The sequence below is a fragment of the Crenobacter sp. CS_VA4 genome (genome assembly GCF_055597485.1).
In genome coordinates this window covers 1-16607 of sequence record NZ_JBVMAE010000050.1, presented here as the reverse complement: position 1 = coordinate 16607, position 16607 = coordinate 1, and the positions used below count along the sequence as shown (strand labels likewise).

Genomic DNA, 16607 nt, shown 5'->3' with positions numbered 1-16607 from the left:
CGCTGCGCGGGCGGCCTCCATGCCTGGTCAAAATTCAACGAGCACGGCTGGTCAAAATTCAGTGAGCGCCAACACCAGTAATCACCATACGATAAACTGCTACTATGACCAAGACGCGCATACCCATCCCCGACAATCTGGTAGCCGAGGTCATGTTCATGTCCGACCGCACCTGCTGCGTCTGCCGCGAGAAAAGGCGTTCGGTTCAGATTCATCACGTCGACGAAGATCCGAGCCACAACGTGTTGGAGAACTTGGCCGTTCTCTGCAATGACTGCCACAGCGACGCGCACACAACACAAGCATTCGCGCGCAACCTCACTCCTGACCTGATCCGCAGGTACAACGCCAGTTGGCGGGACGTTGTTGCCGCTCGCCTCAACCCGGCTGGTGCAGATAACGAGACTATTGAGTACCGGGCTGAAATCATTTTTGAACTTCATATGGTTCCTCTGACATGGCTCAATCGCTTTCTGCTAGCGCTACCTGTTGACTTGTATCCCGATAAAACGAATTTCTCATGGCAGATTATGATTGAAGGACCTTGCCCGCCGTACAACGACGAGAACTTCAAGAGGTATCACCACCTGTTCGACAAAACTAGCGAAGAGGTAGCAATACGCATCGAGACAGTGGTTGCGACGTTTCCTGATGCGCTCCCCTCAAACCTCAAGTTGCAAGCGTTCCGAACTGCAAAGAATCTCAGAATGCAGCGGCTCGGATACATCAACATGGGCCCGTCTGTTGGTGATCTGCCTGCAGACTTTCTCGACCGCTACTTCGCGCGTCGCTTCATCGACTCTCTGATGCCACTGCAACACCTTTCCGACCTCGCTGAGCACGAGCGAAAGCGGCTTTTTCCCAACGAGCCGCCGCAGCAGACAATCGCCCTCGTCTAGCAAGACCTGATCGAACGGGCAGCGTCGCCCCAGCCAGCCATAAGTGCCTGCGAAGGTTTGTGCTTCCATGACATGAGTCTACACAGTTGCGTTCGTTCTCAAGCTGTTGGCGAGTGAAGCGGCTTTACAGTAAGCGGTCATTGTTGAGTGACCGCTTCTGGCCGGGAGTGCCAGTTCGTGCATGGTGCCAGATAGCGGCCGTTGGCCGCGTCGGTGAAAAATCGAATGACCGCTATCGGTGACACCCATCAATGCGTGCTCCCGGCCAAGAACAGACATTGAAGTGCGTCCGCTTTCGGTCACGGAAGCCGAGGCATCGCCCGGCAGTCGTGCGCGACGCCTTCGTGATAGGCTGTCGGATTATGCGTTTGAGTCCCATCCATGAAATGCTGGATCTGCGGTGCTGAGAATGCTGCCACACGCGAGCACCTGGCCAAAGCCTCGGATCTCAAGGTGCTGTTCGGCAAGCCCTCGCAAGCCAAGCCACTCTTCTTCAACGCAAGCGACCAGCCAAGTCGGCCTCGCCGCCGCAATGTGAAGGTCGGCAGCCTGAAGTCGGACACGCTGAAGTTCGCGCACCGCATCTGCCTGAGCTGCAACAGCAAGCGGACCCAACCGTATGACTACGCCTGGGAGCACTGCTCGGGAGAACTGCGCGACGCCGTGCCGCGGCTGCTAGGGGCAGGATCGTTCCGCGCCAACTGGCTCTTTCCCTACGACACGCGGCGCTGCATGCGGCGCGTGCACCTGTACTTCGCCAAGCTCTTCGGCTGCCTTGTGGTCGAGGGCAACATCCCGATCGACGTTGCACCGCTCGCCAAGGCGTTGGTCGACGGGCAGCCGCACCCGCACATCTACTTGGCTTTCGGTCATTTGCCTTTGCCGGTGGTGGCCGCCGGCGGCTCAGACGTCCACACCGCCGAGCTCAACGGCCAAGTGGCATTCGCCTCTTGGCTCTACCACGTGGGCGATTTGGCGGTGAATGTGATGTATGCGCTGCCGGGCGAGCAGCGCGAGGGCCTGAAAGTGGCTTGGCACCCGCGCATGGGTGCCAAGCGCCTTCGCTTCTCCCGATTTGGCGATTGAATGAGCTTCGCCGGCTGAGTCGTTCCCGGTTCGGCGCCGGTTCTCACAACTGACAGCCGCAACATCACGGTGGACAGACTTACGCGAGGATGCCATCTACACGAGCCGGCATCGCTGCTCGTCCCACAACGCAGGCGGATCAACCGCCAAGCCAAACAGCGTGACATGGTTCGGCATCGCGTCGTCGAGGATGGCGGCAACGATGTCCGGCGCAAGTGTGGTCAGGTTGACCATCCGGCTGACGTAGATGTTGTCGATCCCCTCCATGGTGGCGATCTCCTTGAGTGAATTGACCTCGCCCGACTCCAGCATGGCCAGCCAGCGGTGACCTCTGGCCAGCGCCAGTTGCAGCGGCGTGGTCGCGGTGTCCCACGGCCTCGCTTTGGCTGTTTCGCCGTTGGGCAGCGTCTGGAACAGATCGTGTTCGTTGGAGTTCACCACTTGCTGCACCGAGACATCGATATTGCCAACGAAGCTCAAACTGGCATCGGCAATGACCTCGTTCCCGCGCGAGAAGCGGCCGTTGGCCATGAAGTCCTTCATGATCTGGATGGTGTCGGGATCTCGCACCTTGATCCCGCCGACTTCGTCGAAGGCAACGGTGTCCCAATAGCCGACCAAGCCAACCTTGCGACGCGCGTTGTTGTAAAACAACGTGGCCTTGGTCGCCTGGCCGCCCGAGATCAGCGTGGCATAGGGCGAAAATTCGCTGAAGAAGTAGGACTTGCCGGTGCCGCGCGGGCCCAACTCGATGTAGTTGTAGTTGGGCTCCACCAAGGCCGCCAGCCGGGCGATGAAGTGCATCTGCACGCGTTTCGACAGCTTGCTTGGCTCCAAGCCACCGGTCCCAGGAAAAGCCGCCGACTGCATGGCTATCTATTGGCAATGCCACAAGCGATATTCGACCATCTGCCGGCTAACAATCCATACTTGCGGCTTGTCGTACAGTCGCATCAGCAGGAACAGCACTAGAATCGCGCCCTACGACGCAGACCCGGCGCGTCTGGCGGGCACAGCAGCCTACCAACCTATATGCAGACCATGGCTATACCCGCTCGGTGCTAACCTACGCAGCGGGTTGCGCCGGCCCTAGCGCTTAAGGGATAGCGACCTTCGGCTCCGTAAGCTGTTGAGCGAGTAAGCTGGCGTGCGGAGTGAGCGCAGAGAAATCACGCGCGCAAAGATAAAGCTGCCTAAGCGCCCAGGGGTCTTGCAGCGGCACAATAGCCAAGCCGAGGTGCGCCAAGTCTTTAACGGAAGTCTCCGTTAAAATGGCGATCCCAACACCGGACTCAACCAACATTGCGACGTGCTCAATCCGTCTGAGTTGAATGCGGTAGTAAATCTGGCGACCCAGCCGGGCTGCACGTTCTCCCAAATGAGCTTCCAGCGCGGCGTCGGACAAGCCGACGAACGGCTCACCCACAACATCCGCAAAAGCTATCGATCGTTGATCGCTGATGCGATGTGTTTTGCTCACCACAACGACGAGTTGATCTTCTGCAATAACGCGTGTCTCCAACGCAGCCAAGTCGGCGGTGTCGGCTACAACTCCCAAATCAGCACGACCTTCCGCGATGGCCACGGCAATCTCGATGCTTGGCCGTTCACTGAGATCAATGGAAAGGTCCGGATAAGTTACCAAGAATCGTCCGAGTCGATGCGGTAGAAAAGCAACCAACCCAGCCGTGTTGGACAAGAGCCTGATACGCCCTTTTAGGCCAGTGCCGTAGCTGCGTAGTTCTCCACGCATCTGCTCCACTTGGTTTAGGATCATACGGGCATGGCGAACCAGGGCATCACCGGCCGCAGTCGTAGTGACCCCCCGCCTATTTCGTTCCAAGAGCTGCGCGCCAAGCGAAGATTCCATTCCGGAAATGCGTTCGCTCACGGAAGCGAGAGCCAGGTGCGAGCTCTCGGCGCCCTTGGTGAGGCTGCCTTGCTCCACTACGGTCAGGAACAACCGCATATCCGTCAAATCGAAGCGCAATTCTTTTCCTTCGGTTCTGCCGAACCCACCCATCGGAAATGACCAATTGTGACGTTCGGTCGGCGAGCGTACATTACTGCACGAGACGCCATGTTCGCTGATTTTTTACGATAAAACAAGGTATTGGAGAGCTAGTGCCTTGAGAGAGCTAGGTTTGCCCGCCGACCTGTCACGCCATATGCGCGGGCTACCATCGGTTGCGGCGAAGTCTTCAAATGCAACACCGCCAGTCCGAGTGAGTCAAAATGAATGATTACCTTTCGTCGCATGTTCTAATTGTCGCGTTGACGTTTTTCCTCGCCGGGATCGTCAAGGGCGTGGCCGGGATGGGCCTGCCGACCGTCGCTATGGGTGTCCTCAGTGCGATCATGTCGCCAGTCAGCGCAGCTTCGCTGCTGGTCATTCCATCGTTTGTCACTAATTTTTGGCAGCTATTCACGGGGCCGAATTTCCTGGCCCTGATGAAAAGGCTTTGGCTGATGATGCTCGGCATCGTGGCTGGCACACTCGCCGGCTCATGGCTTCTGACGAGCGCCAATACGGAATACGCAAGTGTTGGATTGGGCTCCGCCTTGATTCTCTATGCGATGCACGGCCTGTCGGCGAAGCCATTGTCGGTTCCTGCGCGCCTTGAGCGTTTACTGTCGCCTGTTATTGGGTTGACAACCGGAGCGATCAACGGAGGAACTGGGGTTTTCACACTTCCCGCCGTTCCCTATCTCCAGGCCCTCGGCCTTTCCAAAGACGATCTTATCCAGGCACTGGGACTGTCGTTCACGGTCTCAACAATTGCGCTTGCGGCGGGCTTGGCTCGTGGCGGAGCTTTCCATCTTGGAAATATTACTTTGTCCGCACTCGCGGTCATTCCCTCGTTGCTGGGCATGTGGGTCGGAACAACGATCCGTGGGCGCATAAGCGCCGCAACCTTTCGGCGCTGGTTCCTTATCTTCATCGCAATTCTTGGCCTTGAACTCGCCGTTCGTCCATTCTTCCTCTGAGGCAGATGACGATGCCCCAGATCGTAAGCCTGTCCGTTCCATCAGGCCCCGCCGATTTGATTCGCCACGGGAAGCTGAAACCGATCAAAAAACTGAACTTTCCCGGCCTTCCCGCAGAATTTCGCACGACTTTTCAGGAATTTGCACCGCCCAATTGAGCAAGTCGGACCCGAGATGCCACCCCACCACCAATATCGAAGCCCCAACTGTTCTTAGTTGGGGCTTTTTCTCATCTGTTGGCGACAATTCCCGTGTGTTTGCGCGGGTTCCGACGAACGCCTGCGGACTTCGCCTTCCTAGGGGGCTCCCCGAAAAGTACCCGTTTTCACTCTCTCCGGGTCATTATTCTCTCCAGGTGCGCTCGCCCGAAGTGGCCCGAAGTCCGCAAAGGCCGTTGCCGGCCTCTTTATGAATCAACAGGTTACGCGCGGACGAATCAAGCGGTTGTTTTTTGGCATCGGTAGGCGGAGGAAACCGCCCCGATTTGGAGAGTGGAGAATGCCCTATCCCAGACAGAGGATTGCCAAGCCATGAAGGAACGACCCAGTAGCGCCGCGCCAATCCAGCTGAGTGCTGGAAAGCGTGTGCACGTCATTCACGATGGCACGCTCACCGGCGAGGCGCGGGAGATTGAGACGCGGCGCAGCATTTGACTGGAAGCATTGGTAAGGTGCGTCCAGATGCTGCGCACGGCCATCCGAGTGAACGAGTGGGCCAAGCAAGCGGGTCCCAGGTGGAACCACATGGATCAAGCCTTCCCGACGCCAATCGACGGCATCGTCATAGGCAAGGGTCTGGCCCAGATGGCCGTCATCACGTTCCTGACCGTGTTCAAGGCGGGCTGGGAAGACAAAGGCAACGTGGCGGGCAACGCCTGGCCAGCCGTTAGAAATTTCGCGACGAGTGCGTTCAGCGGGCCTTCCCCGAGGCATCAGACCGCGCAGCATTTGATGCTTTGCTTAAGCGGCTTGAGCAAGCTCGTGACGGTCTCCTGGCCCACGCAGACGGTAGTGCGCAAGAGGTGGAGCATTCGGAAAGGCTGACATCGTTCCGGCCTCAGGACGAGGGGGTCACGGCGGATGATCTTGCGTCTTTGGTGCACTGTGCAGAGAAGCTTCGGGAAGTCGTGCAAGTCGCGCGTGCCGCCTAGCTCACGATCCTGGATCGTCAAACGCCGAAGTCGAGGGGCCGCTTCGGGTCGTGAGTACGCATTCCCCGAAGTTGAAAGCGGCCATTCAGTAGTATTTCAAGCCAATGTCTGGTGTGCGGCGCATAGCGGTCCTAGTTGACTCAGTACGTCACCGGCAGCTCTGGCCGAGCAGCAGTCATACAGGCTAATGCAGCCGAACGGCTGCTGTTCGGCCAAAGCGGTCGTCCAACTCACTTTTCCGGAACGGCCGCTCCCGGCTATTAACTGGACACTCACCGTTCATTGATGATGAAAGTCTGCGCCCGGTTCCTAGAATGCGTACTTTCAATCTTGAACAGTCGTCCTGGTATACACAAAACCCCAGACAAGCGCGCCATAGACGTTGATCCGAACGCATATACATTAACCCAGCTTCTGAGTCTTATCGTATCCAGCTGCCTAATCAAAAACTGACATGAAAGGTAGGATCGAGGCCACATCTCCGCCCCATTAAGAGGAGTCATTGCCTTGATCTCGTGGAAATATTTGATCGCGCTACTGTTCGTGTCAGCGAGCGCTGTTGCATCCCCATTAGCAATAGCGCAGGAACCGAGCAAACCTGCCCCTCTGGTCATTCAAAAGCAAGGCAGCTTTGCAGTGGGCGGTAAGATCGTCAGCTCGTCTGGACACTACGACAACAACAAGCCGACCACCGAAGGGCAGAGCCTTCACGGAGATCATCTCTACGTCTTCTATCAGGTGCCGCAGGATCCCAAGGTGTTGCCTATCGTCATGCTACATGGTGCCTATCAGTCTGCACGTAGCTGGGAAACTACTTCGGATGGCCGCGAGGGCTTCCAGAACATCTTTCTGCGCCTGGGCTTTCCAGTCTATCTGGTTGATCAGCCGCGTCGCGGGCGGGCTGGCAACAGCACTATCGCATCAACGATCGAGCCCACGCCGAATGATCAGCTTTTCTTCGACCAATTTCGGCTCGGCATCTGGCCGAATTATTTCGCCGGCGTGCAATTCGACCGTAAGCCGGAGACGCTGAATCAGTTCTTCCGCTCGGTGACACCCAATACCGGGCCTTATGATGCGGGCGTGATTTCGGATGCGATGTCGGCGCTGTTCGACAAGATCGGTCCGGGCATCCTGTTCACCCACTCTCAGGCCGGAGGGCCAGGTTGGCTGACAGCGATCAAGAACCCAAACGTCAAAGCTATCGTTGCATTCGAACCAGGCAGCGGCTTCGTTTTCCCCAAAGGTGAACTGCCCGACGCGATGCCGAGCGCAGCCGGCACGCTGACACCGGAAGCCGTGTCGCCGGAGGATTTCAACAAGCTCACTCACATCCCAATCGTCATTTACTACGGCGACAACATTCCAACCGAACCGACCATACGCCGAGGTGAGGACAATTGGCGCGTCAGGTTGGCGATGGCCCGTCTGTGGGTCGCCGCCATCAACAAGCGCGGTGGCGATGCACACCTCGTGCATCTGCCCGAGATTGGAATCCGGGGCAACACGCACTTCATCTTCTCTGATCTGAACAATGTCCAAATTGCAGACCAGGTTTCGAAGTTCCTCGATGAGAAGCATCTGGACTGACCCGTCATGCACTGCACTTTTCCTACGACAAGTAGTGCCTGTAGTACATGGAGCCAACATGTTGAAACCACTTATCAGAAATCTCATTGCCGCAGTCGGCATCTTGATAGCAGGAGGCATGCCATCGATGACTCACGCCCAGACTGGAACGACGCCGACTACGGCACCCCAGCAGCAAACCCGCGCGCAGCAGTTGATGGGCGCTACGGCGCCAAAGCTTGCTGAACTGACTGACAACGTGCTCTACGGCGATATCTGGGAGCGGCCACAGCTTTCCAAGCGGGATCGCAGCCTCATCACCGTCGCCGCACTGATCGCGATGAACCGCCCCGATCAGCTTCGCTCACATTTGTTGCTCGCCCGCCAGAACGGTGTTACCGAAGAAGAACTGATCGAGACTATCACGCATCTGGCTTTTTACACCGGTTGGCCAAATGCGGTATCGGCCGTTGCCGTCGCCAAAGATGTTTTCAAGAAAAACTGAGAGACGGCGTCATGCTACGCGCGACCTTATCCATTGCCGCACTCTTGCTCCTCACTTCGATGGCATCTGCCCAGGCAAAGCAAGAGATCGTTATCACCCCTGTCGGTTCGCAGCCGTCCAGCATGGGAGGAGCGGATCACTTTACCGGCCCGGTTCGGGTTGATTCCCGGTTCCGGGGCAGCGAGCCGGCCCGCATCAGCGGTGCCATCGTGACGTTTGAGCCCGGTGCGCATACTGCCTGGCACACCCATCCGCTTGGACAGACTCTTATCGTCACCGCCGGGGTTGGCCTTGTCCAAAGCTGGGGTGGCCCCATCCAGGAGATCCACCCCGGCGATATTGTCTGGATTCCACCCGGTGTCAAACATTGGCATGGCGCCACGACAAGCACCGGCATGACGCACATTGCCATCACCGAAGTACTCGGTGGTCAGTCAGTCGACTGGATGGAGCATGTCACCGACGAGCAGTATCCCCACTCGGCTCAGCGCCCTTGATAGCGCAACTGATCCACCAGGATGGCAAATGCGGGCGACATGTAGCGGCGGCTCGGATAGTAGAGGTGGTATCCGGGGAAATAGGGGCACCAGTCCTCCAGCACGCGGATCAAGCGCCCCTGCGCCATGTATGGCAGCACCTGGTCTTCCGGCATATAGGCCAGGCCAAGCCCATCCAGGGCAGAAGACAGCCTCATGCCGAGATTGTTGAACACCAACTGGCCTTCGCCCCGTACCTTGATCTCGCGGCCGTCCTTCTCTAGCTCCCAGGGGTACAGCCCGCCATAGGTCGGCAGCCGTACATTGATACAGTTATGTCTGGTCAGGTCCTGTGGCGTTTGCGGAATCGGATGCCGTTCGAAATAATCCGGCGATCCGATAACCGCCATGCGCATCTCCGGACCGATTTTCACCGCGATCATGTCTTGCGCAACCTGTTCTCCCATGCGCACCCCCGCGTCATAGCCCTCAGCCACAATGTCGATCAGAGCGTAGTCGACGATGATCTCGACCTTGATGTCGGGGTAGTCAAGCAGGAATTTCTTGAGGGCGGGCTGCAGCACTGAGATGGCCGCATGCTCGCCCGCAGTGATACGGATCGTCCCGGCGGGCTTCTCGCGTAAGGCACTGAGCGCATCCAGCTCCATATCGATCTCCTCGAACCTAGGAGAGATCGTCTGTAGCAAGCGCAGCCCCGCCTCAGTCGGCGACAAACTTCGCGTGGTACGGGTCAGCAGCCGAATCCCGAGTCGTTCTTCCAGGCCTTTAATCGTCTGACTCAGGGCGGACTGTGAGACACCGAGCTTGGCAGCTGCACGGGTAAAGCTGCCTTCCTTCGAGACCAACACGAAGGCCGAGAGGTCATTGTAGTTTTCGCGCGCCATTCATTAGTTCACCTTATGATGCCATGTCGATTGTAGCGTCTAATCAATGATCGGTACCAACGTTATAGTTTCGTCCAACCATCCAGATGGTTGAATGAAGAGGTATCGAATTCATGACTATCCATACAAACGGCGCCGAGTTGTCTCACGACAGATTCTCGGTTTCTTCGGCAACGCCCCCCGTCAATCGGGCTGCGATTCTGGCGATCATCATGGTGAGCTACGTGATGATCGTGCTCGACATCTCGATCGTCATCACCGGCTTGCCGAAAATTCATACTGAACTCGGCTTCACCGACGCTGGACTCTCTTGGGTGTCCAACGCCTACACACTGACTTTCGGTGGTTTCCTCCTGCTGGGTGCCCGTGCAGGCGACATTCTTGGCCGGCGACGCATGTTTGTGGCCGGCCTGGCCATCTTCGTCGTCTCCTCGTTCCTGATCGGCGTGGCCCACGCCATCCTGGCTTATCGCCGCGCGCGCTATTCAAGGCTTTGGCTCCGCCATCCTGGCCCCCTCGACGCTCGCGCTATTGCAGACAAACTTTCCAGCAGGACCCGAGCGCACACGGGCAATCTCGTACTACGCCTCGGCCGCCGGTATTTCGGCCAGTATCGGCCTGGTCCTCGGTGGCGTGCTCGCCGACTGGCTGTCCTGGCGTGTCGGCTTCTTCATCAACGTGCCGATTGGGCTTGGACTGATCGTCGCCGCATTGCGCAGCATTGATGAGACTGACCAACATGCAGGCACCTTCGACCTTGCCGGTGCTATCACCTCGACGTTGGGCATGAGTGCACTGGTTTTCGGTATCGTCAACTTGGCCGCTGCCGGCTGGTCCGACTCGCGGACAGACCAGGCGATGCTGACAGGCATGATTTTGCTGGCGATCTTTGTCTTCACCGAATGGCGCGCCAAACAACCGATTATGCCGCTGCGCCTGTTCGCCAGCAGCGAGCGTTCTGGCGCCTACGCTGTTCGTATGCTCTTCATCGGCGCGAATGTCGGGTTCTTTTTCTTTTCCACCCAGTACATGCAAGGAGTACTCGGCTACCGCCCGGCACAGGCTGGACTGGCGTTCCTCCCCGCGATGGTCGTGAATTTCCTTGCCGCGCTTGCTGCGCCCAGGCTGATTGCCCGGTTCGGCAGCCGTACCGTTTTGCTTGGCAGCCTGCTGTTGGGGTTGACTGGCATGGCATGGCTCGCGCACGTCTCGGTCGAAACAACCTATCTTACGGGACTTGCCCTGCCGATGCTGCTGATCGGTCTGGGACAAGGCGGTGCACTGGGCCCGCTCACTGCCTCGGGTATCGCCGGCGTTTCGGCAAACGACGCGGGTGCCGCTTCTGGGCTCGTCAATGCGGCCCATCAACTGGGTAGCTCGCTCGGTCTTGGCTTGCAGATTGCTGCATCGGTCATCGGCGCAGGGGTGCTGATGGGCAAAGCACTACTCACCCATCGGATCGGCAACGCCATGGAGTGCGCCGCAGTCATGGTCATCGTCGCGTTGCTCATTGCCTTTGTCACAGCGCGGCACCCCCAGGCCAACAAAGACACAGCCCAATGACACGGCGAGTATCCCAAGCCACATCGGCCGCCCTGTGCTTGGCTTTGGCATCTTGCGCCACAGGTGAAGAGAACGGCCTAGCAAGTACCCATCATGACGTGATGCCAGGGCTGTCTAGACCTAGCCAAGGCAGGCATCTGACTGCAGAAGACACGATAGGCGGTCTTTTGGACCATCCTGCTTTCACTAGCTTCGCCCGTCTGCTTTTGCCGTGGGACAACCGTAGCTATGACAGAGCTATGCAGCTGCGCGACATCGGCTCGCTTTTGCCCTATCACACCCATATCGAACCGGAAGTGGTGGTGAGGGCACTGAACCGCATAATCGATGATGTGAATGCCGGTAACGCCGTCTTCTATAACGTCTACACCCAGATCCAAAAGCAGGAAGCCCCCTCAAAAGCCAATACAGGCCTGTTCTTCTTCCGAGGTAAGCCAGGTGCACCTTTCGCAATCATCGCGCCTGGTGGCGGGTTCGCCTATGTCGGCGCCGTGCACGAAGGTTTCCCCTATGCCGAAGACATCAGTAACAAGGGGTATAACGCCTTCGTGCTGCGCTACCGTGCCGGCTATAGCGGCAGCCTGGCGACCCAGGATCTGGCCGCTGCCATCTCCTATGTTTTCCGCAACGCCGACAAGCTCGGCGTCAGTACCGAGGGCTACTCCCTGTGGGGTAGCTCCGCAGGGGCACGGATGGCCGCTGCGATCGGCTCGCATGGCGTCGAGCCCTATGGGGGCGACGACCTACCAAAACCGTCAGCCATTGTCATGGCCTACACCGGCCATTCTGATTATTCCGCCGATGAGCCACCCACGTTCGTGATCGTCGGCGAGCAGGATCCGATTGCGCCGCCTGCCACGATGAATCGGCGAGCCGAGGCGCTACGCCGGGCCGGCACACCCGTCGAGTTTCATGAGTACGAGGAGTTGGGGCATGGCTTTGGCACGGGGGCCGGTACCCGTGCCGCAGGCTGGATCGACAAAGCCATCGGATTTTGGTGCAGGTTCGTCCCACCGAGAAACTGACGAGCGCGTTTTCTTGTGCTCAGCCACTTGTTCCGTGGCTTCAGAAGACCGCGCCAAATACATTAGCTCAGCTTATGAGTATAAGAAGATTAGGCTGTCTTATCGAAAATATCGTTGCCCTCTATATTGGCAACACGAATAGCAAGGCAGCTGCTCAACACCCCATCCATTGCGCTGCATCGTGTACAGGCAAACCGAATGCTCGGAAATAATGGCCTTTACTGCCCCGAGCTGGACGCTCAGTCCATCACAGTTCATGAAAGGAACACGACATGAAAACCAGAATGATTGGAAACCTGGAAGTTTCCGCTCTCGGCCTCGGCTGCATGAGCATGGGGGCCGTCTATGGGCCTGCGTCCGACAAACAGGAGATGATCAAGCTCATCCGAGCCGCCCATGACCGCGGGGTCACGATGTTTGACACGGCCGAAGCCTACGGCCCCTTCGTCAATGAAACCCTAGTTGGCGAAGCGCTCAAACCGATCCGCGACAAGGTAGTGATCGCCACCAAGTTCGGCTTCGACATCGACCTGGAGACGGGCGCGCGCAGTGGCGGCACCAACAGCCGCCCGGAGCACATCAAGCAGGTGGTTGATGCTTGCCTCAAGCGGCTCGATACCGACTACATCGACCTGCTCTATCAGCATCGCGTCGATCCGCACGTACCCATTGAAGATGTGGCCGGTGCAGTAAAAGAGTTGATCGCCGCAGGCAAGGTGAAGCATTTCGGCCTGTCTGAAGCAGGAGTCCAGACGATCCGACGCGCACATGCGGTTCAGCCGGTCACGGCCGTGCAAAGCGAATATTCGCTGTTCTGGCGCGGGCCGGAAGTCGAACTGCTGCCAACACTGGAGGAATTAGGGATCGGTTTCGTGCCGTTCAGTCCGCTCGGTGCCGGCTTCCTTACCGGCAAGATCGACGAGAACACCCAGTTTGACCCGACCGACTTCCGCAACTTTGTTCCTCGCTTCTCACCTGAGGCCCGTAAGGCAAACCTCGCTCTGGTCGAGGTGATCAAGGCCGTTGCCAAGCGCAAGGGTGCGACGCCCGCACAAGTGGCGCTGGCGTGGCTGCTTGCACAGAAGCCGTGGGTCGTACCGATCCCTGGGACCACCAAGTTGCACCGCCTTGAAGAGAATCTTGGCGCAGTCGAACTCGTTTTGACCTTGCAGGATCTGCAGGAAATTGCAGCCCAAGCTTCCAAGATTGAGGTTCAGGGCGAACGGCTGCCTGAGGCGGTGCTCAAGATGACGGGGCTCTGATCGTACATCGGAAGTAACGGCCGACGGTCGGAATGGTTCCAGAGCATCTCCCAGAGTGCACATCTCTTTTTAAGGATCATTTTGGTGAAATCCATAATTCTAAAGGTGACCCTCATGGCTGCAATGATCGGCATCACGGCAGGAAGCGCTAACGCGGCGGACTACAGGAAGAACCCGTTTACCTTGGTCTACGATGGCGCCATCACGAAGAATGAACCTGGCAAGGTCAATATCCATCCGGTCACGTACAAGCTCAATGGCCTGGATATTGCTGCCAATGTCTATACCCCAGCGAACTACGACCCGAAGAAGACTTATCCGTCCGTGGTGGTGGCGCATCCGAATGGCGGGGTGAAAGAGCAAGTTGCAGGCCTGTATGCGCAGCGATTGGCCGAACAGGGCTACATCACGATTACTGCGGATGCGGCGTATCAGGGGGCGAGCGGAGGGCTGCCACGCAATGTGGACAAGCCTGCGAACCGCATCGAGGATATCCACGGCATGGCGGACTTTATCACCCACTATAACGGAGTCGATGGGAAACGCCTGGGCTTGCTCGGCATCTGCGGCGGCGGTGGATACTCGTTGGCTGCAGCGCAAACCGATAAGCGATTCAAGTCGGTTGCGACGGTGAGTATGTTCAACTCTGGGCGGGTTCGTCGCAATGGCTTACAGGACTCGCAATTGGCCACCATCCAGCAACGTTTGCAGCAGGCATCGAATGCCCGCGCCCAAGAAGCGGCCGGCAGGGAAATACTTTATTCAGGGGATGCTAATCTGACCGATGAGCAGATCGCCAATCTACCGTTTGAACTGTATCGGCAGGGCTATGAGTACTACTGGAAGACCTACGCTCACCCTAACTCGACCTTCAAGTACAACACAAGCAGCTTGCTGGACCTGATGCGCTTCGATGCCACCGATCAGATCGAACTGATCGACAAGCCGCTACTGATGATCGCCGGCAGCAAGGCCGATACCCTCTACATGACCGAGGATGCGTTTGCCAAGGCCACCGGCACGAAGGACAAGGAGCTGTTCAAGATCAATGGCGCAACACATATCGAAACCTATTGGGTTCCTAAGTATGTGGACACTGCAATCGGCAAGCTAACGGCGTTCTACGCGAGAACGCTCTAGAGGACTCCGGGTCACCAGTATCCGGTCAAGTGTGGAAAACTCATCTCTCTCATCAGGTGCAGTTACACAGTCACTCCATGCGCAAGCAAGCTGGCATACGCGACAGTGAGACTCGAAAAAAGCACCTACGGGTGCTTTTTTCGACTGCGGCGGATTGTTGCAACTTGCTTTGCTTGGTGTCTTTTGATCCTAGGGCGACGGTTTTCAACTGTACCGCTGCGCCCGTTAGGCGTAAAAACTGATACAGATCGTGCCTAGCACTAGCCATACGATTAGCCCGAGGCCACGAGCAGGGCGGTGGGGTGGTGGGGGCTTCTTACAAGAAGTATCTGAGCGCCTCGTCCTGAGTGGGCGCGTCTGAATTTCTATGTGAAGCAGACGATGTGAACCCTACTTTTCATCGTCTGCTTGGACCGACGACTTGCCCGTGAGCCTCCGACCAGAACGTCGGCTTCGCTCCAATACCTGCCGTTAAACGCGATCGATAACGAAGGTCTGGATTGGGTCGGGAGCGGGCATCAGTAGGTGGGAAGACAATCGTCTGTATATGGACTCCTCCCGGTTTGCACGCATTTCACAGCTCTGGGGTTCGGATCGACTGCTTACGTATATCCGGCCTCTGAGTTGGGCTTAATTGCCCGGGCCATAATGGGCTATCCGCGCGCCAGATCCCTATTGCTTTGTCGTGCTGTTCGCACTTGGACAGTTCTCGGGTTCTTCCGACGCCGGTTCGACCTGTTCGCCATCACTGCTTCATGCTGCGCAATCGTGAAGATGGGTTAAGCGTTGATCATCTCGTTGCCGAGGCCCTGTCCAGCTTGAATGCTCAGGCTGCTATATCTGCGGCTTGCCCATAATCTGGGTCGTAATCCGCCTCGCGTGTCATGAGCGCCCAAGCCAGACGTACCGTCTTGTTGGCTAGGGCGACTGCGGCAATATTATTGTTGCGACGCGCGCACAGACTTTGGATCCAGCAACTGAGATGGTCTGTTTGCGTCGCCGCTGCGCGAACGACAGCTCGAGCCCCGTGAATGACTAATGTGCGCAGATAGGTATTCCCTCGCTTGCTGATCCCGAGCAACCGGTCCTTGCCTCCACTACTGTGCTGAGCGGGGACCAGCCCCAGCCACGCAGCAAGATCCCGCCCCCGTTTGAAGTCCTTGGCGTTGCCAATGGCGGCCACCAGTGCAGTGGCCGTAATGGGGCCAATGCCGCGTAGTTGCTGCAGCTTTCTGGCCATCGCATTTTCATTGGCTTGGCGCACCATGTCTTGATCTACGATGGCAATTTGTTCGTCCAGATACACCAGATCTTCGCGCAGCCCGTCCAGCAGATGACGGAAGCGCGCCGAGAGGCCGTTTTCAGCCTCTTCCAGGATCAGCGGCAATGCTTTGCGTAATTGCTTCACGGTCACCGCGATCACGATCCCATACTCTGCCAGCAAGCCTCGAATCTGATTGACCTTGGCGGTACGCTGGTGAATCAGTTCGGTTCGAATGCGGTGCAATGCCTGCAGATCCTGTTGCTCAATAGATTTGATCGGCACAAAGCGCATTCCCGGTCTGCTGACCGCTTCGCAGATTGCCTCAGCATCGTTGGCATCGTTCTTGTTGCCCTTCACATAGGCCTTCACAAATTGTGGCGCAATCAACTTGACCGTGTGTCCCATTGATTGCAGCTGACGCGCCCAATGGTGAGCACCGGCACAGGCTTCCATACCGATCAGACAGGGATCGAGTTTCCGGAAGAATTCCAAAAGCTGCTGGCGACGTAGTTGCCGGCGACAGGCTGGATGCTCATGAGCATCCACACCATGAATCTGGAAAACGTTTTTGGCCAAATCGATGCCGATGCGCATAATCTTCATGGTGGACTCCTCGTTTCGTTTTGACTGGTTTGTTGACGCTTCCAGTCTGGCACGTTGATGCCGTATCAGGAGGGAGGAGTCCATCCCATTGCTTTGGCCGAGAACCGGCCACTTGGGGGAGTTTGTAATGTCGCCTTCGATCCGGCGGTCACTGGAGGTGTGAACACTCCTG

General features: G+C 57.5%; 15 protein-coding genes and 1 pseudogene. 12 read left to right on the top strand and 4 right to left on the bottom strand.

Going from position 1 to position 16607, the window contains the following annotated elements:
* Positions 1–158: 158 nt before the first annotated feature.
* The gene (locus tag ACZ2IA_RS22060; RefSeq protein ID WP_470294746.1) at positions 159–899 is read left to right on the top strand and encodes an HNH endonuclease signature motif containing protein; all 741 of its coding nucleotides are present in this window, start codon (positions 159–161) and stop codon (positions 897–899) included.
* A 381-nt stretch (positions 900–1280) separates the two neighbouring features.
* A complete protein-coding gene (locus tag ACZ2IA_RS22055; protein ID WP_470294745.1) occupies positions 1281–1985 on the top strand; it encodes a hypothetical protein in 705 nt (234 codons plus the stop codon).
* A 96-nt stretch (positions 1986–2081) separates the two neighbouring features.
* Here ACZ2IA_RS22055 and ACZ2IA_RS22050 read toward each other — a convergent pair whose 3' ends face one another.
* Entirely contained in the window at positions 2082–2855 is a 774-nt protein-coding gene (locus ACZ2IA_RS22050; protein WP_470294744.1) for a BREX system Lon protease-like protein BrxL, read from the bottom strand.
* A gap of 226 nt (positions 2856–3081) precedes the next feature.
* The gene (locus ACZ2IA_RS22045) at positions 3082–3975 is read right to left on the bottom strand and encodes a LysR family transcriptional regulator (RefSeq protein ID WP_470294743.1); all 894 of its coding nucleotides are present in this window, start codon (positions 3973–3975) and stop codon (positions 3082–3084) included.
* A 245-nt stretch (positions 3976–4220) separates the two neighbouring features.
* Here ACZ2IA_RS22045 and ACZ2IA_RS22040 point away from each other — a divergent pair, with 245 nt between their 5' ends.
* From ACZ2IA_RS22040 to ACZ2IA_RS22015, 6 genes are all read left to right on the top strand, one after another.
* Complete coding sequence (locus ACZ2IA_RS22040; protein WP_470294742.1) at positions 4221–4973, top strand: sulfite exporter TauE/SafE family protein; 753 nt, start codon at positions 4221–4223, stop codon at positions 4971–4973.
* A gap of 11 nt (positions 4974–4984) precedes the next feature.
* Complete coding sequence (locus ACZ2IA_RS22035) at positions 4985–5131, top strand: hypothetical protein (RefSeq protein WP_470294741.1); 147 nt, start codon at positions 4985–4987, stop codon at positions 5129–5131.
* 585 nt (positions 5132–5716) lie between these two features.
* Positions 5717–6016 (top strand): hypothetical protein, encoded by a 300-nt coding sequence (locus ACZ2IA_RS22030; protein WP_470294740.1) that lies wholly within the window; start codon positions 5717–5719, stop codon positions 6014–6016.
* A 614-nt stretch (positions 6017–6630) separates the two neighbouring features.
* Entirely contained in the window at positions 6631–7713 is a 1083-nt protein-coding gene (locus ACZ2IA_RS22025; protein ID WP_470294739.1) for an alpha/beta hydrolase, read from the top strand.
* Positions 7714–7771: 58 nt separating this feature from the next.
* On the top strand, positions 7772–8197 hold the full coding sequence (locus ACZ2IA_RS22020) for a carboxymuconolactone decarboxylase family protein (RefSeq protein ID WP_470294738.1): 426 nt from the start codon (positions 7772–7774) through the stop codon (positions 8195–8197).
* An 11-nt stretch (positions 8198–8208) separates the two neighbouring features.
* A complete protein-coding gene (locus tag ACZ2IA_RS22015) occupies positions 8209–8694 on the top strand; it encodes a (R)-mandelonitrile lyase (RefSeq protein WP_470294737.1) in 486 nt (161 codons plus the stop codon).
* Here ACZ2IA_RS22015 and ACZ2IA_RS22010 read toward each other — a convergent pair.
* Positions 8682–9578 carry a LysR family transcriptional regulator gene (locus ACZ2IA_RS22010; protein ID WP_470294736.1) on the bottom strand — a complete coding sequence of 299 codons (897 nt, stop codon included), beginning with the start codon at positions 9576–9578 and terminating at the stop codon, positions 8682–8684. The two genes, ACZ2IA_RS22015 and ACZ2IA_RS22010, sit on opposite strands and share 13 nt — an antisense overlap.
* Before the next feature lie 113 nt (positions 9579–9691).
* Here ACZ2IA_RS22010 and ACZ2IA_RS22005 point away from each other — a divergent pair.
* From ACZ2IA_RS22005 to ACZ2IA_RS21990, 4 genes and pseudogenes are all read left to right on the top strand, one after another.
* Positions 9692–11141: pseudogene (locus ACZ2IA_RS22005) on the top strand (MFS transporter).
* 239 nt (positions 11142–11380) lie between these two features.
* The gene (locus ACZ2IA_RS22000; RefSeq protein ID WP_470294735.1) at positions 11381–12166 is read left to right on the top strand and encodes an alpha/beta hydrolase; all 786 of its coding nucleotides are present in this window, start codon (positions 11381–11383) and stop codon (positions 12164–12166) included.
* Between the two features lie 272 nt (positions 12167–12438).
* Positions 12439–13428, top strand: a complete 990-nt coding sequence (locus ACZ2IA_RS21995; protein ID WP_470294734.1) for an aldo/keto reductase — start codon at positions 12439–12441, stop codon at positions 13426–13428.
* A 114-nt stretch (positions 13429–13542) separates the two neighbouring features.
* Positions 13543–14568, top strand: a complete 1026-nt coding sequence (locus tag ACZ2IA_RS21990) for an alpha/beta hydrolase (protein ID WP_470294733.1) — start codon at positions 13543–13545, stop codon at positions 14566–14568.
* Between the two features lie 826 nt (positions 14569–15394).
* Here the strand turns inward: ACZ2IA_RS21990 and ACZ2IA_RS21985 are convergent.
* The gene (locus ACZ2IA_RS21985; RefSeq protein ID WP_470294732.1) at positions 15395–16435 is read right to left on the bottom strand and encodes an IS110 family RNA-guided transposase; all 1041 of its coding nucleotides are present in this window, start codon (positions 16433–16435) and stop codon (positions 15395–15397) included.
* Positions 16436–16607: the final 172 nt, after the last annotated feature.

Bases quoted from the DNA above. Each gene is read 5' to 3' on its own strand.
- ACZ2IA_RS22060 (WP_470294746.1), top strand. From the start codon at position 159: ATGTCCGACCGCACCTGCTGCGTCTGCCGCGAGAAAAGGCGTTCGGTT.
- ACZ2IA_RS22055 (WP_470294745.1), top strand. From the start codon at position 1,281: ATGAAATGCTGGATCTGCGGTGCTGAGAATGCTGCCACACGCGAGCAC.
- ACZ2IA_RS22050 (WP_470294744.1), bottom strand. From the start codon at position 2,855: ATGCAGTCGGCGGCTTTTCCTGGGACCGGTGGCTTGGAGCCAAGCAAG.
- ACZ2IA_RS22040 (WP_470294742.1), top strand. From the start codon at position 4,221: ATGAATGATTACCTTTCGTCGCATGTTCTAATTGTCGCGTTGACGTTT.
- ACZ2IA_RS22035 (WP_470294741.1), top strand. From the start codon at position 4,985: ATGCCCCAGATCGTAAGCCTGTCCGTTCCATCAGGCCCCGCCGATTTG.
- ACZ2IA_RS22030 (WP_470294740.1), top strand. From the start codon at position 5,717: ATGGATCAAGCCTTCCCGACGCCAATCGACGGCATCGTCATAGGCAAG.
- ACZ2IA_RS22020 (WP_470294738.1), top strand. From the start codon at position 7,772: ATGTTGAAACCACTTATCAGAAATCTCATTGCCGCAGTCGGCATCTTG.
- ACZ2IA_RS22015 (WP_470294737.1), top strand. From the start codon at position 8,209: ATGCTACGCGCGACCTTATCCATTGCCGCACTCTTGCTCCTCACTTCG.
- ACZ2IA_RS22010 (WP_470294736.1), bottom strand. From the start codon at position 9,578: ATGGCGCGCGAAAACTACAATGACCTCTCGGCCTTCGTGTTGGTCTCG.
- ACZ2IA_RS22000 (WP_470294735.1), top strand. From the start codon at position 11,381: ATGCAGCTGCGCGACATCGGCTCGCTTTTGCCCTATCACACCCATATC.
- ACZ2IA_RS21995 (WP_470294734.1), top strand. From the start codon at position 12,439: ATGAAAACCAGAATGATTGGAAACCTGGAAGTTTCCGCTCTCGGCCTC.
- ACZ2IA_RS21990 (WP_470294733.1), top strand. From the start codon at position 13,543: ATGGCTGCAATGATCGGCATCACGGCAGGAAGCGCTAACGCGGCGGAC.
- ACZ2IA_RS21985 (WP_470294732.1), bottom strand. From the start codon at position 16,435: ATGAAGATTATGCGCATCGGCATCGATTTGGCCAAAAACGTTTTCCAG.